General features: G+C 65.8%; 27 protein-coding genes and 1 tRNA gene. 14 read left to right on the forward strand and 14 right to left on the reverse strand.

Annotated features, from left to right (window positions below; all coding sequences use genetic code 11):
• Positions 1 to 101 precede the first annotated feature (101 nt).
• Entirely contained in the window at positions 102 to 1,685 is a 1,584-nt protein-coding gene (fadD1, locus tag AC3A6P_RS24125; protein ID WP_487694411.1) for a fatty-acid--CoA ligase FadD1, read from the reverse strand.
• 144 nt (positions 1,686 to 1,829) lie between these two features.
• Here fadD1 and AC3A6P_RS24130 point away from each other — a divergent pair, with 144 nt between their 5' ends.
• Positions 1,830 to 2,441, forward strand: a complete 612-nt coding sequence (locus tag AC3A6P_RS24130; RefSeq protein ID WP_487694413.1) for a TetR/AcrR family transcriptional regulator — start codon at positions 1,830 to 1,832, stop codon at positions 2,439 to 2,441.
• On the opposite strand, the gene AC3A6P_RS24135 is transcribed toward AC3A6P_RS24130, so the two are convergent.
• A complete protein-coding gene (locus AC3A6P_RS24135; protein ID WP_487694587.1) occupies positions 2,416 to 3,021 on the reverse strand; it encodes a maleylpyruvate isomerase family mycothiol-dependent enzyme in 606 nt (201 codons plus the stop codon). The genes AC3A6P_RS24130 and AC3A6P_RS24135 overlap by 26 nt on opposite strands.
• 72 nt (positions 3,022 to 3,093) lie before the next feature.
• Here AC3A6P_RS24135 and AC3A6P_RS24140 point away from each other — a divergent pair, with 72 nt between their 5' ends.
• Positions 3,094 to 3,525: a MarR family winged helix-turn-helix transcriptional regulator gene (locus AC3A6P_RS24140; RefSeq protein WP_487694414.1), complete on the forward strand. Its 432-nt coding sequence runs from the start codon at positions 3,094 to 3,096 to the stop codon at positions 3,523 to 3,525.
• Here AC3A6P_RS24140 and AC3A6P_RS24145 read toward each other — a convergent pair.
• The 8 genes from AC3A6P_RS24145 to argS form a co-directional block, all read right to left on the reverse strand.
• On the reverse strand, positions 3,506 to 4,057 hold the full coding sequence (locus AC3A6P_RS24145; RefSeq protein ID WP_487694416.1) for a PadR family transcriptional regulator: 552 nt from the start codon (positions 4,055 to 4,057) through the stop codon (positions 3,506 to 3,508). The two genes, AC3A6P_RS24140 and AC3A6P_RS24145, sit on opposite strands and share 20 nt — an antisense overlap.
• Positions 4,054 to 4,764: a VOC family protein gene (locus tag AC3A6P_RS24150; RefSeq protein ID WP_487694417.1), complete on the reverse strand. Its 711-nt coding sequence runs from the start codon at positions 4,762 to 4,764 to the stop codon at positions 4,054 to 4,056. The genes AC3A6P_RS24145 and AC3A6P_RS24150 overlap by 4 nt, the downstream gene beginning before the upstream one ends.
• A 93-nt stretch (positions 4,765 to 4,857) precedes the next feature.
• Positions 4,858 to 6,870: a transcription termination factor Rho gene (gene rho, locus AC3A6P_RS24155; RefSeq protein WP_487694418.1), complete on the reverse strand. Its 2,013-nt coding sequence runs from the start codon at positions 6,868 to 6,870 to the stop codon at positions 4,858 to 4,860.
• Between the two features lie 297 nt (positions 6,871 to 7,167).
• Positions 7,168 to 8,115, reverse strand: a complete 948-nt coding sequence (gene thrB / locus AC3A6P_RS24160) for a homoserine kinase (RefSeq protein ID WP_487694419.1) — start codon at positions 8,113 to 8,115, stop codon at positions 7,168 to 7,170.
• A gap of 4 nt (positions 8,116 to 8,119) precedes the next feature.
• Positions 8,120 to 9,184, reverse strand: a complete 1,065-nt coding sequence (gene thrC / locus AC3A6P_RS24165) for a threonine synthase (protein ID WP_487694420.1) — start codon at positions 9,182 to 9,184, stop codon at positions 8,120 to 8,122.
• Complete coding sequence (locus AC3A6P_RS24170) at positions 9,181 to 10,515, reverse strand: homoserine dehydrogenase (protein WP_487694422.1); 1,335 nt, start codon at positions 10,513 to 10,515, stop codon at positions 9,181 to 9,183. Before AC3A6P_RS24170 ends, thrC begins: the two co-directional genes overlap by 4 nt.
• 5 nt (positions 10,516 to 10,520) lie before the next feature.
• Positions 10,521 to 11,903 carry a diaminopimelate decarboxylase gene (gene lysA, locus AC3A6P_RS24175; RefSeq protein WP_487694588.1) on the reverse strand — a complete coding sequence of 461 codons (1,383 nt, stop codon included), beginning with the start codon at positions 11,901 to 11,903 and terminating at the stop codon, positions 10,521 to 10,523.
• Between the two features lie 35 nt (positions 11,904 to 11,938).
• The gene (gene argS, locus AC3A6P_RS24180) at positions 11,939 to 13,591 is read right to left on the reverse strand and encodes an arginine--tRNA ligase (RefSeq protein ID WP_487694424.1); all 1,653 of its coding nucleotides are present in this window, start codon (positions 13,589 to 13,591) and stop codon (positions 11,939 to 11,941) included.
• A 109-nt stretch (positions 13,592 to 13,700) separates the two neighbouring features.
• Between argS and AC3A6P_RS24185 the strand changes: the two genes are divergently transcribed.
• Positions 13,701 to 13,776, forward strand: a tRNA-Arg gene (locus AC3A6P_RS24185).
• A gap of 59 nt (positions 13,777 to 13,835) precedes the next feature.
• Here the strand turns inward: AC3A6P_RS24185 and AC3A6P_RS24190 are convergent.
• On the reverse strand, positions 13,836 to 15,023 hold the full coding sequence (locus AC3A6P_RS24190) for a site-specific integrase (RefSeq protein ID WP_487694425.1): 1,188 nt from the start codon (positions 15,021 to 15,023) through the stop codon (positions 13,836 to 13,838).
• Entirely contained in the window at positions 15,016 to 15,621 is a 606-nt protein-coding gene (locus AC3A6P_RS24195; RefSeq protein ID WP_487694426.1) for a helix-turn-helix domain-containing protein, read from the reverse strand. The genes AC3A6P_RS24190 and AC3A6P_RS24195 overlap by 8 nt, the downstream gene beginning before the upstream one ends.
• 79 nt (positions 15,622 to 15,700) lie before the next feature.
• Here AC3A6P_RS24195 and AC3A6P_RS24200 point away from each other — a divergent pair, with 79 nt between their 5' ends.
• Entirely contained in the window at positions 15,701 to 15,895 is a 195-nt protein-coding gene (locus tag AC3A6P_RS24200) for a helix-turn-helix domain-containing protein (RefSeq protein ID WP_487694427.1), read from the forward strand.
• A 760-nt stretch (positions 15,896 to 16,655) separates the two neighbouring features.
• Here AC3A6P_RS24200 and AC3A6P_RS24205 read toward each other — a convergent pair.
• A complete protein-coding gene (locus tag AC3A6P_RS24205) occupies positions 16,656 to 17,021 on the reverse strand; it encodes a hypothetical protein (RefSeq protein WP_487694428.1) in 366 nt (121 codons plus the stop codon).
• Between the two features lie 159 nt (positions 17,022 to 17,180).
• Here AC3A6P_RS24205 and AC3A6P_RS24210 point away from each other — a divergent pair, with 159 nt between their 5' ends.
• The 7 genes from AC3A6P_RS24210 to AC3A6P_RS24240 all read left to right on the forward strand — a co-directional run bounded on the left by AC3A6P_RS24210 (position 17,181) and on the right by AC3A6P_RS24240 (position 21,101).
• On the forward strand, positions 17,181 to 17,675 hold the full coding sequence (locus tag AC3A6P_RS24210) for a hypothetical protein (RefSeq protein WP_487694430.1): 495 nt from the start codon (positions 17,181 to 17,183) through the stop codon (positions 17,673 to 17,675).
• A 56-nt stretch (positions 17,676 to 17,731) separates the two neighbouring features.
• A complete protein-coding gene (locus AC3A6P_RS24215) occupies positions 17,732 to 18,031 on the forward strand; it encodes a WhiB family transcriptional regulator (protein WP_487694431.1) in 300 nt (99 codons plus the stop codon).
• Complete coding sequence (locus AC3A6P_RS24220; protein ID WP_487694432.1) at positions 18,024 to 18,341, forward strand: hypothetical protein; 318 nt, start codon at positions 18,024 to 18,026, stop codon at positions 18,339 to 18,341. Before AC3A6P_RS24215 ends, AC3A6P_RS24220 begins: the two co-directional genes overlap by 8 nt.
• Positions 18,338 to 18,865 (forward strand): hypothetical protein, encoded by a 528-nt coding sequence (locus AC3A6P_RS24225; RefSeq protein ID WP_487694433.1) that lies wholly within the window; start codon positions 18,338 to 18,340, stop codon positions 18,863 to 18,865. Before AC3A6P_RS24220 ends, AC3A6P_RS24225 begins: the two co-directional genes overlap by 4 nt.
• A 124-nt stretch (positions 18,866 to 18,989) precedes the next feature.
• Positions 18,990 to 19,859 (forward strand): phage major capsid protein, encoded by an 870-nt coding sequence (locus AC3A6P_RS24230; protein WP_487694434.1) that lies wholly within the window; start codon positions 18,990 to 18,992, stop codon positions 19,857 to 19,859.
• 609 nt (positions 19,860 to 20,468) lie between these two features.
• A complete protein-coding gene (locus AC3A6P_RS24235; RefSeq protein ID WP_487694435.1) occupies positions 20,469 to 20,849 on the forward strand; it encodes a hypothetical protein in 381 nt (126 codons plus the stop codon).
• Entirely contained in the window at positions 20,850 to 21,101 is a 252-nt protein-coding gene (locus AC3A6P_RS24240; protein ID WP_487694436.1) for a hypothetical protein, read from the forward strand.
• Positions 21,102 to 21,103: 2 nt separating this feature from the next.
• On the opposite strand, the gene AC3A6P_RS24245 is transcribed toward AC3A6P_RS24240, so the two are convergent.
• On the reverse strand, positions 21,104 to 21,430 hold the full coding sequence (locus AC3A6P_RS24245; RefSeq protein ID WP_487694437.1) for a hypothetical protein: 327 nt from the start codon (positions 21,428 to 21,430) through the stop codon (positions 21,104 to 21,106).
• Positions 21,431 to 21,870: 440 nt separating this feature from the next.
• Between AC3A6P_RS24245 and AC3A6P_RS24250 the strand changes: the two genes are divergently transcribed.
• The 3 genes from AC3A6P_RS24250 (at position 21,871) to AC3A6P_RS24260 (ending at position 25,862) form a co-directional block, all read left to right on the forward strand.
• A complete protein-coding gene (locus AC3A6P_RS24250) occupies positions 21,871 to 22,533 on the forward strand; it encodes a hypothetical protein (protein ID WP_487694438.1) in 663 nt (220 codons plus the stop codon).
• A 1,270-nt stretch (positions 22,534 to 23,803) separates the two neighbouring features.
• A complete protein-coding gene (locus AC3A6P_RS24255) occupies positions 23,804 to 24,463 on the forward strand; it encodes a response regulator transcription factor (RefSeq protein ID WP_487694439.1) in 660 nt (219 codons plus the stop codon).
• A 1-nt stretch (position 24,464) separates the two neighbouring features.
• The gene (locus AC3A6P_RS24260) at positions 24,465 to 25,862 is read left to right on the forward strand and encodes a sensor histidine kinase (protein WP_487694440.1); all 1,398 of its coding nucleotides are present in this window, start codon (positions 24,465 to 24,467) and stop codon (positions 25,860 to 25,862) included.
• Positions 25,863 to 25,944 lie beyond the last annotated feature (82 nt).

Consider the following 25,944-nt stretch of genomic DNA (forward strand, 5'->3'; position numbering starts at 1 on the left):
TTGTCGAACCTGGCTAGCGGGCGTGAACCGGAACCTGAGGTGGTCGACGGTCGATTATGCCAGGTCAGCCGTCGCTCTCCCAAAACGCCGGATGGGCGCCTCTAATTCCCGTGGCGATAAACCCGGGACCGCGCGTCCCGTACCCAGAGCTGACCGCCGGGAGGCGTCGTGCCGTAGGCCACCAGTTGGCGTTTGAGCACCTTGTTGGTGGCCGTCGCGGGCAGTTCGTCGGTGACCCACACATGGCGCGGCCACGCCTTGGGCGACAGATCGGGCTGGCCGGCCAGGAAGTCTCCGAACTCCTCGGGATTCAGCGTCGAATGGTCGCGCAGGACCAGCGCGGCCATCACCTGATCGCCGACGTGCTCGTCGGGAACCGCGTAGACCGCCACCTGGGCCAGCACCGGTAGCCGCATCAGGATGCGTTCGATGGGTGCCGATGTCATGTTCTCGCCGTCGACGCGCATCCAGTCCGCGGTGCGCCCGGCCAGGTAGATCCAGCCGTCGGCGTCCCGGTAGGCCAGGTCGCCCGACCAGTACATGCCGTTGCGGAGCCGCTCGTCGGTGGCGGACTTGTCGTTGTAGTAACCCTGGAACAGTCCGGCACCGGTGGTGTTGACCAGTTCCCCGATCGCTTTGTCGCCGTTCACCAACGCCCCGGAGGTATCGAATTCGGCGACCGGGCACTCGGCGAGTGTGTCCGGGCTGTAGATCGCCACACCGGGGAAGCCTCTGCCCACCGAGCCGCTCGGGCAGTCCGCTTCCCTGGTGACGATCACCGCCCCCTCGGTGGATCCGAAGCCGTCCCAGACGGTGCATCCGAAGCGCCGGCCGAACTCGGCGATATCGCGGTCGCCGGCTTCATTGCCGAACGCCACCCGCAGCGGATTGTCGGCGTCATCCGGGCCTTCGGGGGTGGCCAGGACATAGGCCAACGGCTTACCGACGTAGTTCATGTAGGTGGCGCCGTAATGGCGCAGGTCATGGACCAACCTGGAGGCCGAGAACGTCGCCGGTGCCATGGCGGCGCCCGCGGCGACGGCCACGCTCCAGCCGGCCAGCAGTGCATTCGAGTGGAACAGCGGCATCGACAGGTAACAGACGTCGTCGGCGCCGATGTCGAAGCGCTGCACCAGCGCCGTGCCGGCGAACAGCACCGTCATGTGCGCCACCTGCACCGCCTTGGGATCGCCGCTGGTGCCCGAGGTGAAGATCATCATGAAGGTGTCGGTGGCCGTCACCTCGCGGTGCGGCGCGAACGGCCCCGCGTTGTCCACCAACTCGTTCCACTCGGCGGTCGCGGTGTCGAGGATGCGTACCCCGGGTAGGTCGAGTCCGGCCAGCAGCTCGCGGTGTTCGGCGTCGGTGAGCAGGATCTGGCAGTCCGACCGCAGGATGTCACCCGCGAGGGCGCTGCCGCGGCGGGTGTTGTTGATACCGCAGAGCACATAACCGCCCAGGGCCGCCGCGGCCATGGCGGTCAGCATGTCGGGGGTGTTGCCCAGCAGCGCGCCGATGTGCAGCGGCCGAGCCTGGTCAGCGACCCCCAAAAGGGCGGCGGCGTGCGCCTGCGCGTCGGCGAGGTGCTGGCGCCAGGTCCATTCCCGATCGCCGAATCGTACGGCCACCGCCGGATCGTCCAAGCGCTCCCGCAGCAGCTGCTGCACGGTTGTGCAGTCGGACACTGATTCACCCCTCGTGTCGTAGTGAACAGATTGGCAGATCTGTTCATCGTCACGGTGCCACATCTGGCACGGCCGGGTCATGGGTTCTGTCAAGATATTCAGCGTTACACCAGCTATGTCGGGGGAATCGAGGAATCGACAACGGTGACCGCCAGTCCAGACACCCAACCGCGCGCGGGGGCGCGCTCCGTTCGCGATCGGTTGATCGACGCCGCCGAAGCCTGCCTGCACGAGAAGGGCATCCGCGCCACCACCGTGTCGGAGGTCGCCGAGGCCGCGGGTGTGTCCCGGGGATGGCTCTACCGGCACTTCCCCGACAAGGCCACCCTGTTGGGCGCCGCGATCGTCCGCCTGAACGACGCGTTCTGGGGTGAATCCCATGCGGTGCTGGCCGAAGTCGACGGGTTGGCCGACCAGATCGCCGCCGGAGTGAAACTGGGCCGCAGCGCCTACGACTCCCCCGGTGCCCTGTTGATGAAATTACGACGCGACGAACCCGAGGAGTTCGCGGCGTGCGCGGGAGCCGGCGTGCAGGGTCTGGTGCCCGACCTGGGGGCCTTCTGGACTCCCTACCTCACGGCGGCGCAGGACCGCGGCGAGATCCAGGTCGAGGATCTGGCCGAAGCCGCCGAGTGGGTGGCGCGCGGCCTGCTGACCATCGCTACCGTGCCGGGCAACACCCTCGACCCCGACGACTCCGCCGCGGTGCTGCGTTACGTGCAGCGCTATGTCATGCCGGGTCTGCGGCAGAGCTGATCGCACCCGGTGCCCATCGACCACCGAGCACCAGCACCAGGTCACGTATCGGGGCGCGCAGAGGGGTCCCGGTACCCACGGCGAAATCCGCGTCGTCGGCCACCAGGCGGTAACCCGCAAGCTCTCGGCGAGGGCTCATCGGAAACCGCATGTGCCGCAGGTGATGTGCGACAGCGACCGCCGCAGGAGTGGGCATCGGACGGTCGATACCCAGGGGCTTTGCGATGTCCTGCCCGTGCACCAGCACGTCCATCAGCGGATCGAGCGGCGTGCGCGTGGGCGGACGGCGTCGAGACCCCACGATGGCGCGCAACGCCGCGGTGATTTCCTCACGAGTTCGGCCATCCATCGCCACGAGCCGGTCCATCATGGCGTCGAACCGGAATCCGGACCGCAGGCCCGCGACCATCATGCGCCGGACGTCGGCATGCAGATGTGTGAGGTGAGCCGCGACGTCACGCACGCTCCACCCTTCGCACAGTGACGGCGCGTCCCACTGTTCGGCGGTGAGCCCGTCCAGCATGTCGGCCAGATCAGCCCGTTGCTCATCAACACAGCGCCAGATCTCAGCGGAGGACAGACCCATGGAGATCACCTCATCTAATCAGGCAACCTGACTATTTTGGTCAGGACTTCGTACTAAAGTCAACCCATGGGCCAACCGAATTCACCGCTGCTGATGTTCACTGCGCACCGCGCGGCGGAGAGCCAGGTGTTCAGCGCCCTGCACGGCGCGGGCTTCGGCGATCTCACCTTGGCGCAATGCCGGTTGGCGCAACGACTTTCACCCGACGGCATCCGCCTCACCGAACTGGCCGAGCAGGCGCAGATCACCAAACAGACCGCGGGTGCGTTGGTCGACGAGCTGGAACGGAACGGCTACGTGACGCGGCAGCCCGATCCCGACGACGCCCGCGCGCGGCGGGTGGTGCTGACCGCACGAGGCGTCGACCTGTGCCGCGCCGCAGCCGCCGAAGTGGAGAAGGTGGAGGCCGGCTGGCGCGCACACCTGGGTGCGGCCGACTACCGCCGGCTCCGCGAATCCCTGATCCGCCTACGCGAGATCACCGACCCGTACCAGTGAAGGTGAAGTCGTCGAGCCTCTCCAACAAGTGCGCCGTCCAGGAAGATTGGGAGGCGAACGTCCCCCGCCACAGCTCGAGCAGATGCTGGGCGTGCGGTGGCGCAGCCGGATCCGGCCACAGTGCCTTCATCTCCTCGAGTTGGCCGTCGATGGCCCGCGTCGTCTGCAACCGCTGGTCCAGCAGGTGGCGCACCCGGCTCTTCGGGAGGCACTGCATGAAGGCGATGCCGGCGCCGAACTCCTCGATGTCCGGGTTGGTCAACGCGGCTTCCAGCAGCGTGAAGAATTCGTCGGCGCCGGCGGCGGTGATCCGGTACGCCACTCGCGCCGGTCCCCGAGGACTGCTCTGCGGCCCGGTGGCGCTCAGCTTGCCCTCGCGCTCCAACTGTTTCACCGCGTGATAGATGGACGGCGGTTTGACCGCGGTCCAGGTGTCGACGCGCCACGACATCAGCTCACGGTGGACGGCATACCCGTGCGCCACGCCGTGCATTCGCACCACACCCAGCACCAACAGCCGGACCGCGCTCACTGCACCCACCTCTCGATCTGATCCAGGGCGGTCAGCTCGGATGCCAGCTGCGTCTTTTCGTCGTCGGTCAGCGCCATCGCCGAGAGTTCGGCGCGCATGGCGCCCGCCAACTGGAGGTCGCCGAGCACAACCGCCAGCTCGGCACGATCGGCCAGCGCCCGAGCGATGTCGAGGCGGCCGGCGTCGGCACGGTGCCGGCGCAGCGCCACGTCGAGCGCGCGTGCCGCGAGCACGTCGTCGTTCTTGAAATCGCGGAAGATGCGCACGTTGTCATGGGCCTTGGCCAGCCCGGAAAGCTGGCGGGACCCGCCGTACTCGACATCGGGTTCGTCGCGGTTGATCACGATGAGGCAGTTTCCCGACGGGTCGTACAGGCAGAACCTCGTCTGACCGGGCCGCAACCGCGTCAGCCGTGGCAACCCGAGGGCCAGCACCCGTCCGTAGCAGGCTCGTAGATTCGCGACGAACCGGGCATGGACCGGCGCCACGTCGTCAACCAGGACCAAGCAGCCGCCCGAGTTCTCCTCGGTGCGATCCAGGTTCGGCGACGCGTCCTTGAAATGCACTTCCACGTCCTCGAGTTGCAACGCCAGATACAGATACGGCCGTTCCTGACGGTGAGTGACGAGGAAACCCAACGCTTCGTAGAACTCGACGGTGGCGGCGAGGTCGAGGCAGGGCAGGACCGGCACCGTGGTCATCGTCATGACCCCACACTACTCAAGTTTGACTAGCCATCAGGGGAAACGAAAAGCCCCCACCGGAGGTGAGGGCTTCTCGTTACGGCGAACCGGACGGGACTAGTCGCGGTCGTCCATCGAACCAGGTGCGGTCTTGGAGACCTGGACCAGGAACTCGTAGTTCGTCTTCGTCTTGCGCAGCTGGCTCATCAGCAGGTCGATGGCCTGATGCGAGTCGAGTCCCGACAGCACCCGGCGCAGCTTGTGCACCACGGCGAATTCGTCCGTCGAGAGCAGCAGCTCGTCCTTGCGGGTACCGGACGGGTTGACGTCGACGGCCGGGAACACCCGGCGCTCGGCGATCTTGCGGTCGAGCTTGAGCTCGGCGTTACCGGTGCCCTTGAACTCCTCGAAGATCACCGTGTCACCGGTGGAGCCGGTCTCGACCATGGCCGTGGCGATGATGGTCAGCGAGCCGCCGTGCTCGATGTTGCGGGCGGCACCGAGGAATCGCTTCGGCGGGTACAGGGCGGTGGAATCCACACCACCGGACAGGATGCGACCCGAGGCGGGCGAGGCGTTGTTGTACGCGCGGCCGAGGCGGGTGATCGAGTCCAGCAGCACCACCACGTCTTTGCCCTGCTCGACCAGGCGTTTGGCCCGCTCGATGGCCAGCTCCGCAGCCTGGGTGTGGTCTGACGGCGGCCGGTCGAAGGTGGAGGCGATGACCTCACCCTTGACCGAACGCTGCATGTCGGTGACCTCTTCAGGGCGTTCGTCGACGAGCACGACCATGAGGTGGCATTCGGGGTTGTTGCGGGTGATCGCGTTGGCGATGTCCTGCATGATCGTGGTCTTACCGGCCTTGGGCGGGGACACGATCAGCGCACGCTGGCCCTTGCCGATCGGCATGATCAGGTCGATCACACGTGTGGTCAGCTTGTCCGGGCTGGTCTCGAGACGCAGCCGCTGATTCGGGTACAGCGGGGTGAGCTTGCCGAATTCCGGCCGGTTCTTGGCGGCCTCGACCGGTCCGCCGTTGACCGTGTCCAGGCGGACCAGCGGGTTGAACTTCTGGCGCGTGTTCTGACCACCGCCTTCGCCTTCGCGGGGAACACGCACCGCGCCGGTGACCGCGTCACCGCGGCGCAGACCGTTCTTACGGACCATGTTCATGGACACGTAGACGTCGTTGGGCCCCGCGAGGTAGCCGGAGGTCCGGACGAACGCGTAGTTGTCCAGCACATCGAGAATGCCCGCGACGGGCTGGACAACGTCGTCTTCGCGCAGCTCGGTGTCGCCACCGCCGCCTTCGCCGCCACCACGTTCACCGCGGCGCTTGCGGTCACGGAATCGACGCCCGCGCCGGCCCTGCCGACCGTCACCGTCGTCGTCGTCACTGTTGCGGTCGTTGTTCCGATCGCTGTTCCGATCGCTGTTCCGATCGCTGTTCCGATCACTGTTGCGGTCGTTGTTTCGATCGCTGTTGCGGTCGTTGTTCCGATCGGTGTTGCGGTCGTTCCGGTTGCGGTTCGGCTGCTCACCGCCCTGCTGGTCACCGCGGTCACCCTGTTTGGGCGCTTCGGTGTCAGTCCTGCTCTCGGCGCGGTTGTCCGACTTGGCACCGCGACCGTCCTCGGTAGCCGGTTTCTCGTCGGCCCGGGTCCGGTTGTCCTGTTTGGGCTGCTCCTGTTTGGGCTGCTCCTGTTTGGGCTGCTCAGGAGCGGCCTCGGCGGGAGCGCCGGACTGCCGTGAGGCGCTGCGACGTTCACGGCGCCGAGGTTCGGCGGGCGCCTCCGGGGTCTGGGTGGCGGCTTCTGCCACGGGTGCGGGTGCGGCCTCGGCGGTGCCGCCATTGCGGCCGCCGCCGTCGGCCGGGGCAGCGCCACCGGCGCTGGACTGCCGCTCACGAATGGCGGCGATCAGGTCGCCTTTACGCATTCCCGACGTGCCCTTGACGCCCACTTGAGCGGCCAGAGCGCGGAGTTCCGGCAGCACCATCGAGGTCAGAGACCCGCTCGACTTGCCGGAGGCAACCTCCGCGCGACCGCGGGGCGCCGAAACGTCGGAGGTCACAACCGGCAGCTCGGTCTGGGAGGCGCTGTCAGCCGTGATGAGGTCCGTATCAGTCACGGATTTCCTTTCTTCCCCCACAGCGAGTGGTGTGGAGGTTTAGCTGCGATCAGCAAAACGCTGAGCGCGACGTCCCACCGTCGACTCTGCAACGGTGATCGCCGGGATTCGCGGCAAGGGGCGAACCGTCAGTCCACAAGTTGATCACGAGAAAGTTGGTGGTCGTCCTAGTGTCGGCGCAGAAGATGCTGCGATTGCCGGGACGGCACCGAGGATAACCCGCTTCTTGGGCGGAAGCAAGAATGTGGTGATCGGCGTGTGCTTCTCCGGGCCGCCACTTCGGCGGCTTCGGCGGCCTCAGGCTCGGGCCGCCACCCCGGAACTCCAGCGAACTCCGTCGCCTACGTTCACTTCCTTGACGGTGAATCCATGCGCGGCGCCGAACTCCAGCGCTTCGGCAGGCAGGTCCTGCGCTGCGCTGAGGGCCATCACCGCAGGTCCGGCTCCGGACAGCACCGCTGCAATGCCACAACTACGCAGCACCCGCAAATATTCCGCCGAGGCCGGCATCGCCGCCGCGCGCTGCGGTTGGTGCAGGACGTCCTCGGTGGCCGACATCAGCAGGTCGGGACGCTCGGTGAGCGCGACGACGAGCAACGCGGCCCGGCTCAGGTTGAAGCGGGCATCGGTGTGGCTGACGTTCTCGGGCAGCAGCACCCTGGTCTCGGCCGTCGACGACCGCACCTGGGGAATGGCCGAGAACAAGCGAATCTCCGGATGCACCCGGATGGCGGCTGCCTCGTAACGGGGCTCATCGCCACCGGTCTCCTCGGTCCAGGACACCACCGCACCACCGAGCACAGCGGCGGCAGCGTTGTCGGGATGTCCCTCGAACTCCGATGACAGCTGCACCAACTGGCGCGTGTCCATGGTCGTCGAATTGACCTGCGCCGCAAACCCATTCACCGATGCCAGACCGCCCACCACGGCCGCTGCCGACGAACCGAGACCCCGCGAATGCGGAATCACGTTGCGACAGCGCACGATCAGACCCGCAGCGCGCAGACCCGCAGCAGCCAACCCTCGTTCGATCGCCCTGACCACCAGATGCTCGGACCCCAGCGGCACCTGCCCGGCGCCCTCACCCTCGACCTCGACAATCAGGCCGGAATCCGTTGTCTCGACGATGATCTCGTCGTACATACCGACAGCCAGACCAAGGCTGTCGAAACCGGGACCGAGATTGGCGCTGGACGCGGCGACGGTGGCGCTGGCGGTCAGTCCAGCAGGCAGGACCTGAGTCATCGAGTCAGCCCAGACCCAACTGCGCCACAACGGCAACGGGGTCGACGGGCACGGCCGTGACGGTCGGCATGCCCTTGAGTGCGGTGTCGGGATCCTTGAGTCCGTTGCCGGTGACGGTGCACACCACTTCTGAGCCACGCTCGACCCAGCCGTCTTCCACCGACTTGAGCAGCCCGGCGATGCTGGCCGCCGATGCGGGTTCGACGAAGACACCCTCACTGCTGGCCACCAGGTGGTAGGCCGCGAGAATCTCCTCATCGGTGGCGGCGAGGAAGCGGCCACCGGACTCCTGCTGGGCGGCGACGGCCCCACTCCACGAGGCGGGTGCGCCGATCCGGATGGCGGTGGCGATGGTCTCCGGGTTCTTCACCGGCTCGCCGGTCACCAGCGGTGCGGCCCCGGCGGCCTGGGTGCCCAGCATCCGCGGCAGCTTGTCGGCCAGTCCGTCGCGGTGGTATTCGCGGTAGCCCTTCCAGTACGCGGTGATGTTGCCCGCGTTGCCGACCGGAAGCGAGTGCACATCGGGGGCGTGACCCAGGGCGTCGACGATCTCGAAGGCGGCGGTCTTCTGCCCCTCGATGCGCACCGGGTTGACGCTGTTGACCAGTGCGATGGTCGGGAAGTCGGCGGTGAGCTTGCGGGCCAGTTCCAGGCAGTCGTCGAAGTTGCCGTCGATCTGAATGATCTTGGCGCCGTGCATCACTGCCTGCGCAAGCTTGCCCATCGCGATCTTGCCCTGCGGGATCAGCACCGCGCAGGTGATACCGGCCTGGGCCGCATACGCCGCCGCCGAGGCCGAGGTGTTACCGGTCGAGGCGCACAACACCGCTTTCTGGCCGCGGGCCACCGCGTCGGTGACGGCCATGGTCATGCCGCGGTCCTTGAAGGAGCCGGTGGGGTTGAGCCCTTCGACCTTCAGATGCACTGTGCAGCCGGTGTGTTCGCTCAACCGCTTGGCATGGATGAGCGGGGTGGCCCCCTCGAGCAGGGTGATGGCCGTCCAGTCGTCGCCGATCGGCAACCGGTCGCGGTAGGCCTCGATCAGGCCAGGCCATGGCTTGTGCGTCATTCGCCGGCCCCTTCCATGCGCAGAACGCTGGCCACGCTGGACACCACGTCGAGGTCCTCCAGCGCGGCGATGGTCTCGGACAACGCCGCGTCGGTGGCCTGGTGGGTCAGCACGGCGATCCGGGCGCCCACCCGCTGGCCGCCTTCGTTGACGACGCCTTCCTGGCGCACTTCGGCGATGGAGACCTCGCGTTTGGCGAATTCGGCTGCGACCGAGGACAACACGCCGGGGCGATCCGCGACATAGAGGCTGACGTAGTAGCGCGTCGGGATCACGCCGATGGAGGCGATGGGCAGCTTCGCGTACTTGGACTCGCGCGGCCCGCGTCCACCCTGCACCCGGTTGCGGGCAGCCATCACCAGGTCACCCATCACCGCCGAGGCGGTGGGGGCTCCGCCGGCACCCTGGCCGTAGAACATCAGCCGGCCGGCCGCCTCGGCCTCGACGACCACCGCGTTGAAGGCACCGCCCACCGACGCCAGCGGATGATCCAGGGGCACCAACGCCGGGTAGACCCGCGCCGACACACGCTGTTTGCCTTTGCCGGTGGTCAGCCGTTCGCAGATGGCGAGGAGCTTGATGGTGCAACCCAACGCTTTCGCCGACTCGAAGTCCTCGGCGGTCACCTTGGTGATGCCCTCGCGGTACACGTCGTCCGCGGTGACCCGGGTGTGAAAAGCGATGGACGCGAGGATGGCCGCCTTGGCGGCGGCGTCGTATCCCTCGACGTCGGCGGTCGGGTCGGCCTCGGCGTATCCGAGCGCACTGGCATCGGCCAGTGCGTCGTCGTAGCTGGCACCCGTCTCGTTCATGGCGGACAGGATGTAGTTGGTGGTCCCGTTGACGATGCCGGCCACCCGCAGCACCGTGTCACCGGCCAGCGATTGTGTCAGCGGGCGGATCACCGGGATCGCCCCGGCGACAGCCGCTTCGAAGTACAGGTCGACGCGCGCCTTCTCGGCGGCCTGGGCCAGTTCTCCCGTGGACTGCGCCATCAGCGCCTTGTTGGCGGTGATGACCGACTTGCCCCGCTCCAGCGCGGTGAGGATGGCCTTGCGCGCCGGTTCCACCGGACCCATCACCTCGACCACGATGTCCACGTCCTCGCGGGCCACCAGCGCCTCGATGTCCTCGGTGAGCAGCTCCACGGGCACCCCGCGGTCCTTGGCCACCCGCCGGACACCCACACCGCGCAGCACCAGTGGCGCCCCGATGCGGGCGGCCAGGTCGTCGGCGCTCTCCTCGATGATGCGCACGACTTCGCTGCCGACGTTGCCGAGTCCCAATACCGCTATGCCGACCGGCTTTTCCGTGTTTGCCTCGTTGGCCACGTCTTCTACCCCTTCACTTCCAAACTCAGTAGGTCATCGACCGTCTCCCTGCGCAGGATCAGGCGTGATCGCCCGTCGCGCACGACCACCACCGCAGGGCGGCCGAGCAGGTTGTATCGGCTCGACATGGAATAGCAGTAGGCGCCGGTGGCCGCGACGGCCATCAGGTCACCCGGTGCGACGTCATCGGACACCCACGTGTCACGCACGATGATGTCTCCGCTCTCGCAGTGCTTTCCGACGATGCGGGCCAGCGTGGGCGCCGCCTCGCTGGTGCGCGACACCAACCGGATGTCGTAGTCGGCGCTGTACAACGCCGGGCGGATGTTGTCGCTCATACCGCCGTCGACGCTGACGTAGCGCCGGGCCGCGGTCGGGCTGATCGCCACGTCCTTGACGGTGCCGACCTCGTAGAGCGTCACCGTCCCAGGGCCCGCGATGGCACGGCCGGGTTCGACGACGAGCTTGGGTGTGGGCAGGCCCACCGCCGCCGACTCGTCGGCCACGATCGCTTTCAGCTTGGCCGCCAAGTCCTCCATGGGCGGCGGATCGTCCTGTGGCAGATACGAAATGCCCAATCCCCCACCGAGATCCACCGTCGAGATCTGCGCGGTCTTCTCCACCCCGAACTCGGCGACGACATCACGCAGCAGACCGAGAACGCGGTGCGCCGCGATCTCGAAGCCGGCCACGTCGAAGATCTGCGAGCCGATGTGACTGTGCAGGCCGACCAGTCGCAGGTTGTCGGTTTCGAACACCCGGCGCACCCCGGCCAGCGCCGCGCCGGAAGCCAGTGACAGGCCGAACTTCTGGTCCTCGTGGGCGGTGGAGATGAACTCGTGGGTGTGCGCTTCGACGCCGACGGTGACGCGCACCAGCACGTCCTGCACCACGCCCGCTTCGCCGGCGATCTTGTCCAGGCGGTCGATCTCGATCATCGAGTCGACGACAATGTGCCCGACGCCGGCTTTGACGGCGGTGGTCAGTTCGGTCACCGATTTGTTGTTGCCGTGCAACGCGATTCGCTGCGGCGGGAAGTCGGCGTTCAACGCGACGGCGAGTTCCCCGCCGCTGCACACGTCCAGCGCGAGGCCTTCCTCGTCGACCCAGCGCGCGATCTCGGTGCACAGGAAGGCTTTTGCCGCATAACGCACGTACTCGCCACCGCCGAACGCCGTCGCGATGTTGCGGCACCGGAACCGGAAGTCGTCCTCGTCGATGACGAACAGCGGCGTGCCGTAGTCGGCAGCCAGTTGCGAGACCGTGACACCGGCGATGCTGACTTCACCGTCGGCGCCGCGAACCAGATTGCGGGGCCACACATTCGGGGCCAGCCGCAGCACCTCGTCGGAGGTCTGCGGTTTCGGCGGCGCACCCGCGTGGTGGATCTCCTCGGCGTGCCGGGGTCCGGCAGGGTGGACGTTCACATGCGCTCCGGTGCACTGACGCCGAGGATCGCCAGGCCGTTGGCGACCACCTGGCGGGTGGCCTGGCACAGCGCCAGGCGCGCGGCGTGCAGGTCGCCTGCCTCTTCGTCACCTTGCGGCAGCACCCGGCAGGAATCGTAGAAACGGTGGTAATCCCCGGCGAGGTCCTCGAGGTAGCGGCACACCCGGTGCGGCTCACGCAGATTCGCCGCGGTCTCGAGCACCCGCGAGAACTCCCCGATGTTGCGGATCAGGGTGCCCTCTTTGTCGTGGGTCAGCAGTTCCAGGTGCTCGGTGCTGGGAATCACGCCCAGCTCCGCAGCATTGCGGGCCAGCGCCGAGAGCCGCGCGTGCGCGTATTGCACGTAATAGACCGGGTTCTCGCTGGAGGCCGAGGACCACAGCTCGAGGTCGATGTCGATCGCGGTGTCGACCGAGCTACGGATCAGTGAGTACCGGGCGGCGTCCACGCCGAGGGCGTCCACCAGGTCGTCGAGGGTGATGACGGTGCCCGCCCGCTTGCTCATCCGCACCGGTTGGCCGTCGCGCACCAGATTGACCATCTGGCCGATCAGCACCTCGACGGTGTTGGGGTCGTCACCCAGGGCGGCCGCGGCGGCTTTGAGGCGCGCGATGTAACCGTGGTGGTCGGCGCCCAGCATGTAGATGCACAGGTCGAATCCGCGCTGCCGCTTGTCCAGGTAGTACGCCAGGTCGCCGGCGATGTAGGCGGGCTGCCCGTCGCTCTTGATGACCACCCGGTCCTTGTCGTCGCCGAACTCGGTGGTGCGCAGCCAGGTGGCCCCGTCTTTTTCGTAGATGTTGCCGGTTTCGCGCAGCCGCGCGATGGCCTGGTCCACCCGGCCGGAGGTGTGCATCGAGTCTTCGTGGGTGTAGACGTCGAAGTCGGTGCCGAATTCGTGCAGCGATTCCTTGATGTGGTTGAACATCAAGTCCACGCCGATCGAGCGGAACGTCTCCTGCTGCTGCTCGGCGGGCAGGCTCAGCACGTCGGGCGCCTGCTCCAGCACCTTGGCCGCGATATCGGCGATGTAGGTGCCGGCGTAGCCGTCCTCCGGGGCGGGCCGGCCGGTGGCCGCCGCCACCAGGGAGCGGGCGAACCGGTCGATCTGGGCGCCGTGGTCGTTGAAGTAGTACTCGCGGGTCACCGCGGCGCCCTGCGTGGACAGCAACCGGCCCAGCGCGTCGCCGACCGCTGCCCAACGGGTGCCGCCGATGTGGATGGGGCCGGTGGGGTTGGCCGAGACGAACTCGAGGTTGACGCTCAACCCGTCCAGCAGCGCGGAGTTCCCATAGGTGTGGCCGGCGTCGATGACATTGTTGACGATGCGCCCCTGGGCGGCCGCGTCGATGCGCAGGTTGACGAACCCGGGCCCGGCCACCTCGGCCGAGGCGATACCGTCGGCAGCGGCCAGCGCCTCGGCCAGCCAGCCGGCCAGCTCACGGGGGTTGGCGCCGACCAACTTGCCGACCCGCAGGGCCAGGTTGGTGGCGTAATCGCCGTGCTCGGGGTTGCGCGGGCGCTCAACGGTGACCGTCGCGGGGAGAGCGTCGGTGTCCAGGTCATGGGCGGCCAGCACCCCAGCGGCGGTGCTCTTGAGCAGCTCGGCCAGATCGGCGGGTGTCACGGGGGTCCATCCTATGGTCTGGGGTGGTCGGGGCCCGAATCGATTACCGCGGACGAAGCAGTCACTTCGATGCGTTAGGCTGTGCAGGCCCAATGGCGCATAACTCAGCGCCCCCGTAGCTCAGGGGATAGAGCGTCTGCCTCCGGAGCAGAAGGCCGCAGGTTCGAATCCTGCCGGGGGCACCATCTCACCAGGCGATTCTCTGCGCCTTAGGGTTATGAGCCGTCACGTACAGACGTCAGTGTCACGTCGATGTCACAACTGCGCTCAAACTCTTCGCGGCTGCCGTAAGTGCGTCCGGTTGCGAGTGGACGTACAGCTCAGTGGTGATCGTCGGATTCGCGTGGCCCAGCCACTTCGCAATGACGGCAATCGGGACACCACGTAGGTGCATTGCAGTCCCGCAGGAGTGCCGTGCGTCGTGCAGGCGGATCGGGGTGACCTTGGCGTCCTTCCCCAGCTTCCGCCACATCCTGGTCAGCGCATCCGGGGTGTAGGGGTCTCCGATCTCGTTCACCGCGACATAGCCGGAATCGCGATGCTCGACGCCGAGCGCCAGCCGCTCCTGCGCGTAGCGCGCCGAGGCCTTCTTCAACACCATGGCGAGGCCATCATCGAGAGGCAGTGTGCGCCGGGACGACGCCGTCTTCGGATCGTTCTCCACGACGACACCTGAACCGGCCTGCACGCGGTTCCGCTCGATCCTGATGGTCCTCGCTTCAAGGTCCACATCCGACCACCGCAGCCCGGCGATCTCCCCCCGTCTGAGGCCGGTCAGCGCCAGATACCACAGGTGCCCGTTGCGGTCGATGTCGGCGGCCCTGAGCACCTTCCTGATCTCGTCCGGGGTGTAGGTCGCCATTTCGGCATGTGCCTTGGGCGGTTTCTTCATGGCGGCAGCGACGTTGTGCGCCAGTTCCCGGCGTTCCATCCCGTAGGCCAACATCGCGCGCCAAGCATCGACGGCCTTGTTCAGCGACCGGGCCGACCACTTGCGGCGGGCGGTGCCCTTGGCCGTGAGCGTGCCACCGTCGCGCAGTTCCACCAGGAGGCGATCTAGATCCGGCCGGATGAGCTTCTGCACCGGCAACCCACCGTGACGCTCACGCAACGGCGCCAGGCTGTAGCTCAGCGCGTTGATCGACGTGGCGCGGGCATGGTGCAGGGACGCTAGGAAGTCGACGGCCAGCTCCTCGACCGTGACGGCCTTGCGTGGGACGAATGTTCCGGTGGCGGCTGCGGAGGTCACCTCGGACAGCCCATCGCGGGCGAGTTTCTCTGTGGCGTAACGGCGTCGGACCTGTCGACGCTTGCCCGTCGCCGGGTCGATCCCGGCGTCGACGGTGACCTGGTACCGCACGACGGGCTTGCCAGTCTTGCGGTCGACCACCTCGATCTTCTTGATCTGCGGTGGCAGCTGTTGTCTAGGCATCGTCAGTGTCTTCCTGTTGCGTCCCCCAGATCTGCGCCTGGGCGGTTGTTATCCGTTTTTCGGTGGCTGCCAATTGAGCCGTCAGATCCGCGACGGCCGACTCGCGCAAGTCGGCGGGCAGTGCACTATGCGAGGTGGAAAGAATCTGTTGGCGGAGGTCCCGCAGGCGGGCAACGTCTTCGACGAGACCGGTTCCAGCGTTGTCCGGGGCTACCTGCCACCCGCTGCGCCCGCTGACCCATCCGAGCGCCGCCTGGGAGTCGACCACCTGCCCGGGCAGCACCTCCACCAGCTCCCCAGGGAACTGATGGAAGACGAGGAGCACCGGCGGGAGGTCCAACGCACGTGCGAGTACCAGAAGCTCGGCGGCGTCCAGCTTTCCAGCGCGTGCGTTGTTCTCGATCTTGGAGACGGCTACCCGGGTGATCGGGTAGCCGAGATTACGCGTGAGCTCGGAAAGCTGAACTGCAGACAGGCCCAGGGCTTTTCGCCTTCGCAATACCGCCTCGCCCACCCGTCCGGCCAGATCCATTTCCCACTGCTTGGCGACACCATCGACGTTCGGCATTGCTACACCCTTACGCAGTTTCTGATGCATGTCAGCACTATCCGATACACTTTCGCATATCGATCACATTACATCAGAATGTGTCGCATTTCAGAACACTCGAGGTGACATGGAAAGCCACAAACGACTACTCCCGATGGAGACGGTGCAGGACCGCCTAGGCGTCGGGAGGTCCACCGCCTTCGGACTCGTCCTGCGCGGTGAACTGCGCAGCGTCAAAATCGGCCGTCGACGCCTCGTTCCGGAGACGGCCTTGGCGGACTACATCGCGCAGCTGGAGACCGCGACAGGGGAAGCACCTTGAGGATGCGTGCCGTCTACCCGGACTTCTACAGCGCCCGAGAGTTCGCGCCCCTAAGCCTGGAACATCGTTTCGGACTCATCTCGCTGTGGTCCTACGTCGAGGACAACGGCGTGGGGCGCGATGACGTGAACCTCATCGTGGGTGCATGCTTCCCCTTCGAGATGCGTGACCCAGCCTTGTACGAGTGGGTCGACACCCTCCTCAACACCCTGGCGGCCACGAAGATCATCCGCCGGTTCTCCGCCTACGGCGTGGCGTACTTCGAGTTCGTGGAGTGGGACAGGTGGCAGAAGCCGAAGAATCCCGCGAAGGTCAAGTACCCCCGATCGGACCAACTTCCTACGGAGGCGGTGGGTAGTTCCTCGGTAGACGCTACGGAGGATGTCCGTACGGTCTCCGGCGAGCCTACGAACGGTCTACCGGAAAGTCGCTCCGTAGTTCGGAGGTTGGAGGTTGGAGATCGGAGTACGGAGACTGGAGGTAGGAGCCCGGGGGGTGCAGGGGGGTGGATTAGCGACGGATCTGACCTTGACGGTCAATCGCCACCCGATGCGCCACCGCAAGCGGATGGCGCCGAGGCGGATGATTCCCGTCTCGATGCAGATGGACATCAAGCTGATTGTGCTGATTGCCATCAGCCAGCTACACCAGGCAAGCGTCTTTGCGATCGCGATGCTGCGCTACGGGAAAAGGCCGTCTACGGAGCACGGACAGGACGACTGCCACGGGTTGGGGCGCGACCATGAGACCTGGGACAGACTCACCTTCCGATCGGATCGACAACCGGCGTGCAGCACATCTCAATGATGTGGGCAGCCCTGGGTTCATCGCTGCTGTCGTAGTAGGAGTTGATGGACTCGAATATCCCGTCCTGGTCTCCGAGTCGCATATCGGAGATCGTGCCGCCAAGGTGAACCCCAAGACGCCCCAGGCTCCACACGAGCAAGTGGGTCCTCTGCCGGACGTGTGGCGCGCCCGCGTCGAACACTCTCGCTTCCGGTGTAACCGCATAACCACTGCCGGGACCCCATGCAGGATCGTGGTCGCCGCCAATTCGCTTGCCTGCTGGCATCACCGCACCGCCGCCGACACCGGCGATGCCGGAGCGTTGGAAGTCGATCAGCACCTCCAGGATGGTTCGCGATGAGTGTCGACTATGCCGTTCACCTGGTGGTCGACCCAACCAAGCCCATGGTGCGCAGTTGTCCCGGCTGCCTATCCGCCCACCACCTACACCCCTGCTTTCCCCAGTGCTGGCATCGCCAAGAAGAGGACACCCACCCCGATGACTGAACCGAACTGGCTCCGTGAACCGCCCGCTGAGGCATACGCCGCAGTCCTCGATGCCGCCGAACACTGCGCCGCGATGCGGCCCGAGGAAGGCAGGCTGCTGGTGGCCGCCGCCGCCTTCGAGGTCGAGCCCCGATGGCTTGCCAACGCGGGTGCGCGTGCCCTTGCCCGCACGGTGGCCGGACCCCACGCCAGCACGTGGTGGACGAAGTTACGCGCCGAACTGAACACCTTCACCGACGCTGAACGGTCCCTGGAGGTGGTCGCCAACTTGGAGGTGATCGCAGTCGCCGAAGCGATGGAGCGCGGCGCATTCGCCCGGGTGGAGCAACTGGTTCTTGGAACACATTTCCTGCCTACCGATTACGCGGCCATTGCTGCCCAGCACATCGGCCTCATCGTGGCCCATCTGGAAGCCGAGGGCATCGATAGCGCCTCAGGGCTAATGTCGCGCCTCCGGGCAGCTTGTGGGCTTGGCGGTGCCCCTTGACGGCTCGACCACGATCATCGAGACGTGGTGTACCGGATCGGGCTGCCGCCGAGGGGGTGGTCGGATTGCTCGGTGAGATCTTGAGTGGAGTTCCGAAGCTCCCAGGAGCTGCCTGCCGTGGCCATCACCCGCAGTTCGACGGGGCCACACCAGGAGACCGCGCTGCCGCCCTGGCGATGTGCGCCCGGTGTCCAGTCGAGGCTGAGTGTTCGGCTTGGTCGGAGATCGAGCGGCGTCCCCTGGTTGGAGTTCTCGCCGGGCAGTTCAGAGGTACCGGCAAAGATGGATCGTGGTGCAGCCGGCGCGATGTTCATGATGTAGACGATTCCAAATCTGAAGGGGCGGACAATGACTGACAGCATTGACCTGACCGGCATCGGCGAGCACCGACCCGACAACAGGCGCGGGTACCTCGTCTTCACCTCGTTGCCCGGCCCGATCCAGGACGCCGAGGACAGTACCCAGGCCTTCGACTTCGACCACCGGTGCAGCTTCGCCAGCATCGTGTCCGTGCGGCCCGCCAGCGCCACGGAGAAAGCTCTCCTCGGCTACCTCGGGCACTCACTACCTGCCAACCTCGAAACCCGCGTCGAATGGCTCACGGACGGCGTGAGGAACCGCAGCTGGCCATCGTTGAAGATCACCCCGGAAGGAATCGCAGAATGACAATCCCCAACAACCCCACCCCACCCGTAGGCGAGCCCAGTTCGGCCGGCAACGGAGACCCCCAGGACCCGGCTGCCGACGACCCACAGCACGATCCGGCCGGTGATCCCGACGACGCCAGCGATGATCCGGCCGACGATCGTGCCGACGATCCGAGCGACGGTAGCCCCAACACCGAGGCCCGCCGCTACCGGCTGCGACTCCGTGAGGTCGAGGCCGAACGCAATGCCCTCCAGGACATCCTGGACCGCACCCGTCAGAGCATTGTGAACAACGCGCTGGAGTCGGTGCAGCTCGACATGCGGCTCCTCACGGCGGCGAAGTACACCGTCGACGGGTTGATCGGTGAGGATGGACTCATCGACGCCGACCGACTCGGGGAAGCCATTGAGGGCACCATGGCCGAGTTCCCGACTAGGCGTACTCCGGGCATCCAGCCAAACGTCATGCAGGGGTTCCACGCCGCCGACCATGGCCGCCGGGCAGGGAACTGGAAGTCCGCTATCGATGGTGCTCGCGGGTAGACTCCCAACTGCGCCAGCACGTACGGCCTGTGGCCAGTCCTGACGCACGATCCGCCCCGAGGGCACCCGGCAGACACCGACCGTCGCCGGAGACACCACACCCGTGCTCTCGGAAGGCAATTCCATGTCCCTGTCATCGACCAACGGCGCTGCAGTCTTGCGGCCGGAGGACGTTCAAAGCCTGGTCGTCATGCCCCTGATCGCCAGCTCCGTGGCGGCCCTGGCCTCGACGGTCGTCGTCACCGGCTCACACCAAACACGGTTCCCCGTCATCGTCACCGACCCTTCCAACAGCTGGGTCGCCGAGGGGGCCGAGATCCCCGTCAGTGACCCCGACGTGGAGGAACTGGTGGTAACCCCGCGCGGGCTGAAAGGCTTGACCGTGGTCAGCAATGAGCTGGTCGCAGACTCCGATCCTTCGGCTCTCGATGTCGTCGGCCAGGGCCTTGTTAGGGATCTTCGTGGCAAGCTGGACAGCGCGTTCACCGGGCACAGCGTGGCCAATGGACCCGCCGGGCTCGAAAGCCTCACCGGCGTGCAGGAGACGACTCGTTCGTTCGACGGCAGCCTCGATGTCATCGCCGAGGCCGTCAGCCTGTCTGAGAACAGCGGGTCGCCGGTGACGAACCCCGTTGACCAGCTCATCAACTTCAGCCTGGTCGCGAACCCGCTCGACGTGTTGCGCCTCTCCGTGGCAAAGGTTTCTGAAGATAGCCACCAGCCCTTGCTAGGGCCTGACGCAACGGCCATCACCGGCCGAAGCGCTCTCGGCGTTCCAATCCTCAGCACACCCTCGTGCACGGAGGGAATCGCCTGGCTGGTCCCACGAGATCGGACGTTCCTGGTGCTCCGTGACAACCCCGAGGTAGTGGCGGATGGAAGCGCCTTCTTCTCCAGCGCGAGAACTGCAATCAGGTGTGTACTTCGAGCTGCCTTTGCCTTCCCCCACCAGGAGGCAGTCGTGCGCGTCATCATGAACGAGGGCGGCAGCTAGTACCTGCTCCACCAGGCAGCTCCTTGTCCCGGGACCACTGCCTGGTTGGTGCAGCCACGGCCCCCGACGCTTCCATCACCCGGGCGTCGGGGCCGTGTCATGTCTGCGCATGGAATCGACTACACCGCAACACAACTCACGACTACTCGTGATACCGAAACCCATTGGTGCACAATAAATCTCGACAATCCAACCATGTTGTAGCACAACAGATCTCAGCCAACGAGGTGAGCTCAGCAAACCTATTGTTCCGCAACGCCGCTGATAGGGTGGGGGGATATCCCTACCCGGCTACCTCCGAAGCCGACCGGGACGGCCTGGCTCGCGTTGTCCGCAATGCGTCGGAAACACTCAGACCGCCCGGCTGGGCTGAATGCCGTTGCGTCAGCTAACATTCCACAGGCCCGAAATAACGTGTCCGAGTGGGCACTTCGGGAGCCCAAAAGCCGCAGGTCAGAGGCCGTTTTCTCGGAGATAACACCCGCTTGAGGTCAACGACACAGTCACCGCGAAATGCACTGTCCAGCAAAGCATGCCATAGCGCGTCTGAGTCTGTATAGCATTGTCTACCAACGCTTTTCGACCACACCTCGACATACACTCGACGCCATGACCGACACCGCAGGCCAGCGGCTCCGCGACCGCCTCGACGCCTCGCTGGCCGAACGCGGCCCCGGCTGGGAGTGGACGAGCTTTGACCTGGAGTGCATCGAGTCAGCCGCCCGCCATGCCGACCGCGCCGAACAGCTGCAGAAGCTCTATGACGCCGAGATCGAGCGCGGTGATGATGCCCGGGCGGCATCTCTGACCAGACTGGCCAGCGAGGTACGGCACCAGGAACGTCGAGTTCTGGAGTTGGTGGCCATGGTCAGCGTCTCCGATGAAGTGCCGAAGTCGCGGCAGCATCAGGCGGCGGCCGATACGAGGTGGCGCCGGAAGCGTCAGCGTGAGGAGGCCCGCGTCGTGGTCCCGATCAGCAGGGAGTCCTAGATGCCACGGTTCAGCTACGACAAGGCCACCGTCGACATGCGGCCCACCGGCCTGGGTCCCATCACCGAGCATGTCCTGGCCCGCGAGGAACATCAACAGGCCCGGTATGGATCGTTGGGCCGCCCCGGTCACATCTTGGCGGCGTTGCGCTGCGGTGAATCCGTGACGGTGCCTGTGAGCCTAATCCCGCGCAGGTTCCACCGCCCGGGCTGGGAGATGGGGATGCGGGTCGAGATCACGCCCGAGATGTGAGTTCACCGGTTGGGCCGACCCTCCGGCTCACGGAGCACCCGTGAGCCAGGCCGCCCGCCCCGGGCGCTGCTGTTCCTCGCGCTGATGTGGCTGTGGCAGGAGCCGCACACCCCGACCAGCTGCGGCGTGCCGTCCGGTAGGAACTCGACGTCCAGGCCACCATCGGCGTCGTCGACAACATGGTGAACCTCGGTGCTGGTGACCGTGCACCGGCCTGGGATCGCCAGCTGGCATGTGGGATAGCGGCGCAGGACACGCTGGCGTAGCCGCTGATTCATCCGACGAGCACCGTTGCGGGGCCGCTGCCGCCGGTCACCAGTCCATGACATGTGGTCTAGTGTCCGCGCCACGCGCCAACTTGGCTGTCGTCGCATGCACCGAGGGACAAGCTACGCATCGATTCGGCGCCTCCGTAGGCTAATGAAGTGGAGACGACGACCAGGCACGAAGTAGCCCGGAACCAAGACATGCTTTCTCGGGGATCTGTCTACTCAGCAGTTGGACCTTGAAACGGCGTATCCGCTTAGAGATGGCAGAGAGGACCGACTCCGTCGTTGTTAGGCCTTATGGATCCAGGCCTGTATCGCGACCGTCGATCCGCTAGGGTTTGCGAAATCGGAGGTCTGCAGTGTTCGACGTGTTAACCCAGGTCAGAGGTAGCAGTGGCATACGATGCAACTGTCACATGAAGCTCAATGTCACCGTGCGTAACACTATGGATGGTTTAAGTCGTCGTGTTCGTTGTGCTGAGAGGAAGGGGTGACGGCGGGTGGCGACACTGCAGATTCCGGATCGGGATCACGCTGCACTGCTGGAACTTATCCGCCTAAAGCCTTCTGACATCGAGTCACTTAAGGCTGATTTACAAGCAGCTGACGGCCGACATTCACGGATGGTCGCAGCGCTGGACAAGTACATCTCCCAGGGCGCCTCGGCTTTTCATGCCCTCGTTTCGCTGGGCCTCTTTGTGCGTGAGCGGGAGGCAACTGCCGCTGACGTCAGCGCCGCACTCAAGACAGCCGCTGCCGAAGCTGACGGAGCACAGAGCCGTACAGACGACCTGATTGATTTGACGGAGCTGATCGATAACCCGGCGATCCTTCAGTTCATCAAGGCAGTTGAGCTGCGAAACGCATACGAGCATGTGTTGTCCGATTCGCGGATCGTGACCGACGTTCGCCCTGTATTCCCGGACGGTGCGATCGATCGCGTCAACGCAGCAATGATCAACCACACCATTCTGCTCACATACCAAAGCGCTCCAGATTCGGATACGAGACGGCTTTATCTCGCAGTAGACATCGAAGACATGAAGAAGCTAAAGGCTCAGATCGACCGCGCGTTGTCGAAAGAAGCTGCGACACGGGCATTCATTGATGCAGGATCGGCTATACGGCTGGAACCTTCCGAGGGGCCGGAGACTGATGAGTAACGAAACGGGGAGAATGTAACTCTTGAAGGAAGCAGACTCAGTTCGATGAGTAACAAAAACGCACGCACGGTGACGGGATGACGCCCAACGCCATCGGCCCCGGCAATCTCCAGCCGCAGAGGCTAGTTGCTGGCGCGGGACATACCCCGGGTAGTGGGCGGCTCCAACGGCGGAGTCGCAAAGTGCAGGTTGCGCCAGGGTGGGTTCTCGAGACGCAAGGAGCGTTCGACGTTTCGTACGAGTATCGATTCGAGGGTCAAGGGCGACGGACGCAGGAATACTTCCCGCGGCCCGAAATGCTCAGCTCCGGGGACGACGTAAAGGATCGCTTACTCGGTGCACTCAAGGGATCAAAATCTGACTGGCGAACGGCCGCTTCGCTCGGGCGTCAACTCGGCATCGATACGATTGAAGTGAGTGAGATGCTCCGTCTTCTTCGAAAGGACGGGAAGGTACGCAATCCGTTTGGGGCTACAGGCGAGGAACTGGCGTACTTCCGGCCCGCTGGCCGCAGGATGACGTGGCAGGAGCGGCTCCGCCGACTCAGGCTCGCGTTTGAGCGAACGCCTGTTGTCGGGGCAAATGATTTGGAGTGAGGTCTTTTGGCTGGGCGTTTTGGGGGCCGCGATGGCGGAGACCCTTCCGATCATCCAGATTCGAAAGGTGCCGAAGAAGCACCGGCCTGAATGGCTCAGCGACAAGCTGTACTGGTCTGTAGGAGTCTTGCTCCTCTTTTTCGGAGGATGCACGGCAGCATATGGTCTCCCTGAGGGTGCGCAGGGTTGGGCTGCGATACAGATGGGCGCAGCTGCGCCAGCCCTCATCGCGGGCATCGTTCGGACTCCCCCCAAGATCGGAGGTCCGGGCTCCGTCGACGTAGAGGACGAGGCGCCGCAATAGTTCCGGCGAACAGGAAGCCACCCAGAATGACGGCGGGTCCTACCTCCCCACCTTGCAGCTGGGGCTGAATGCAGTGCCTGCCAACAGTTTGGTAGCAACAAGCGACGAGCGTGTCACGACGTTGTCACAACCCCGGCGAAACTAATCCACAGACGCTCGCGAACGACTCTAGACGTCGACGAACTATATGCCCTGTTCAGGGCCTTAATCTCTGGATATATACCGAACCCTGGCGAACGGTTACGACCCTCCACAGACAGTACTGAGCTGCCTCCGGAGCAGAAGGCCGCAGGTTCGAATCCTGCCGGGGGCACTTTCTCACCAGCGAACACAACCGATCGGCAGGTCGGCGTGTCGTACCTTGAGGTCGATGCGAATCGCGGTGGTGGAAGACGACGACGGTCTGGGCGACGCGCTGGTCGAAGCGCTCGCCGAAGTCGGCCACGCCCCGATCAGGATGCGTCGCGGCGCTGACCTGCTGCTCGGACACCGTGACGTCGACATCGCCCTGCTGGATCTGGGCCTGCCCGACGTCGACGGCCTGACAGTGCTGCGGCAGTTACGCGCGGTCAGTCAGCTCCCGGTGGTGGTGCTGACCGCCCGCGACGACGAGCGTTCGGTGGTGCGGGCACTGCGCGGCGGCGCCGACGACTACGTGGTCAAGCCGGCGCGCCTCGGCGAGCTCCGCGCCCGGCTCGAGGTTGCGGGCCGACGGCACGGTCAGGCGGCCGAGCCGGCGCCCGAGACCATCACCATGGGCGACATCGTGGTCGATCTGGGGGCCCACCGCGTCCACGTCGACGGCCGGGAGGTGGCACTGACCCCCAAGGAGTTCGAGCTGCTCGCCCACCTGGTGGTCCGTCGCGGCGAGGCGGTGAGCCGTCAACAGCTCATGGATGCCATCTGGGGTGATGCCTATGTGGCGATCTCGCGCAGTCTCGACGTGCACATGACGGCGCTGCGGGCCAAACTCGGCAGGCCGGACGCGATCGCCACCATCCGCGGGTACGGCTACCGCTGGAGTAGATGACGTGTGGCGGCGCGTGTTGCTGGTCCTGGTGGCGTACTCGGCCATCGTGGTGATGGTTCTCGCAATTCCGTTGGCGCTGACCGTCAGTCGCGAACGTCTGCAGCGTTTCGGGGAGAGCAGATTCGCGGCCGCGGCGTACTTCGCCGACCTGGCGGCCCGCGACGAGGACTCCGGGGATCTGGAACTGCGGGAAGCCGCACAGCGCTATCACTCGTTGTACGGCGAAGGCGTGCTGGTGGTCGACAGGGACGGGGCCGCGCGCGCGTCAGCGGGTATCACCACCGCGTCCGACGGGGTGGCGGACGCGGTGTCCGCGGCGCTGCGCAACCAGCGAAGCGATGTGCCGTCGTCGTTGACGCCGTGGTCACATCCCGACGTGCTGATCGCCGTTCCGGTAGGGACGGGAACGCAGGTGGACGGCGCGGTTGTGTTGTCGGCATCGACGGCGGCCGCCGCCGGTGACGTGGCGCGGGCTTGGGCCGTGATCGTGGCCGGCGCCGTCGCTCTCCTGACCGTGGTCTCGGTGATCGCGGTCGCGTTGTCACGGTGGACGGTACGCCCGCTGACCATGCTGTCGATGCGGGTGCGTTCACTGAGCGACCGGGTACTCGACCGTCTGCCCGCCAGCGTCGCCGCGACGTCGTCCCACGACACCCGCTATGCGGGCCCGCCCGAAGTCCGCGAACTCGGGAGGGCGTTCGACGTCATGGCCGACAACGTGGAGGCCGCAGCGGCCGCTCAGCGGCGCCTCGTCGCCGACTCGGCACACGCCCTGCGAAACCCGCTGGCCGCGTTACGCATTCGGCTCGACACCCTGGGCATGGGACTGGCGGGTAAATCCGCCGAGGCCCACCGCAAGACCACCACGGAGGTGGATCGGCTCAGCGGCGTCGTCGCCGACCTCCTGGCGTTGGCATCCGCGGAATCAAGGCCGGTGGAAGACAGTCGCACATCGTGTGACATCGGCACGGTGCTGGCAAAGCGATACGAATTCTGGTCGGGCGCCATCGCCGAGGCGCAGATGACGTCGGCGATCGTCACGCCGGCGACAGACGCCGTTGCGGCAATCCCCCAGGACGACATGGACCAGATCCTGGACGTCCTGTTGAGCAACACGGTGAAATACGCCGGAGCCGGCTCACACGTCGAGATCGGCTGCAGCACAACCGACGACGAGGTGACGGTGTGGGTCGAGGATTCGGGCCGCGGAGTTCCGGAACGGGACCTTCCCATGCTGGCCAACCGGTTCTTCCGTGCCTCGGGCACCGTCGGTCAGGGCACCGGCCTGGGGCTGGCGATCGCCCGCGCGCTCACCGAGCGCGCCGGCGGCACGTTGACCGTCAGCGCACGCGTCCCGTCGGGACTTCGAGTCGAGCTGGTGCTGCCGGCGTCGTCCTAAGGGAATGTAAGGATGCCCGACAGCAACTTCCCATTCGGCTGTGACTGCCTTCACAGTGAGGAAGCAGCAGTCGTTTGAAATG

The sequence above is a fragment of the Mycobacterium sp. Soil_C_30 genome (genome assembly GCF_057656995.1).

Excerpts from the sequence above, each read along its gene's own strand:
- AC3A6P_RS24140 (WP_487694414.1), top strand. The coding sequence starts at position 3,094 with ATGGGCCAACCGAATTCACCGCTGCTGATGTTCACTGCGCACCGCGCG.
- AC3A6P_RS24150 (WP_487694417.1), bottom strand. The coding sequence starts at position 4,764 with ATGACGATGACCACGGTGCCGGTCCTGCCCTGCCTCGACCTCGCCGCC.
- thrB (WP_487694419.1), bottom strand. The coding sequence starts at position 8,115 with ATGACTCAGGTCCTGCCTGCTGGACTGACCGCCAGCGCCACCGTCGCC.
- thrC (WP_487694420.1), bottom strand. The coding sequence starts at position 9,184 with ATGACGCACAAGCCATGGCCTGGCCTGATCGAGGCCTACCGCGACCGG.
- AC3A6P_RS24190 (WP_487694425.1), bottom strand. The coding sequence starts at position 15,023 with ATGCCTAGACAACAGCTGCCACCGCAGATCAAGAAGATCGAGGTGGTC.
- AC3A6P_RS24195 (WP_487694426.1), bottom strand. The coding sequence starts at position 15,621 with ATGCATCAGAAACTGCGTAAGGGTGTAGCAATGCCGAACGTCGATGGT.
- AC3A6P_RS24200 (WP_487694427.1), top strand. The coding sequence starts at position 15,701 with ATGGAAAGCCACAAACGACTACTCCCGATGGAGACGGTGCAGGACCGC.
- AC3A6P_RS24210 (WP_487694430.1), top strand. The coding sequence starts at position 17,181 with ATGACTGAACCGAACTGGCTCCGTGAACCGCCCGCTGAGGCATACGCC.
- AC3A6P_RS24220 (WP_487694432.1), top strand. The coding sequence starts at position 18,024 with ATGACTGACAGCATTGACCTGACCGGCATCGGCGAGCACCGACCCGAC.
- AC3A6P_RS24225 (WP_487694433.1), top strand. The coding sequence starts at position 18,338 with ATGACAATCCCCAACAACCCCACCCCACCCGTAGGCGAGCCCAGTTCG.
- AC3A6P_RS24230 (WP_487694434.1), top strand. The coding sequence starts at position 18,990 with ATGTCCCTGTCATCGACCAACGGCGCTGCAGTCTTGCGGCCGGAGGAC.
- AC3A6P_RS24235 (WP_487694435.1), top strand. The coding sequence starts at position 20,469 with ATGACCGACACCGCAGGCCAGCGGCTCCGCGACCGCCTCGACGCCTCG.
- AC3A6P_RS24240 (WP_487694436.1), top strand. The coding sequence starts at position 20,850 with ATGCCACGGTTCAGCTACGACAAGGCCACCGTCGACATGCGGCCCACC.
- AC3A6P_RS24245 (WP_487694437.1), bottom strand. The coding sequence starts at position 21,430 with ATGTCATGGACTGGTGACCGGCGGCAGCGGCCCCGCAACGGTGCTCGT.
- AC3A6P_RS24255 (WP_487694439.1), top strand. The coding sequence starts at position 23,804 with ATGCGAATCGCGGTGGTGGAAGACGACGACGGTCTGGGCGACGCGCTG.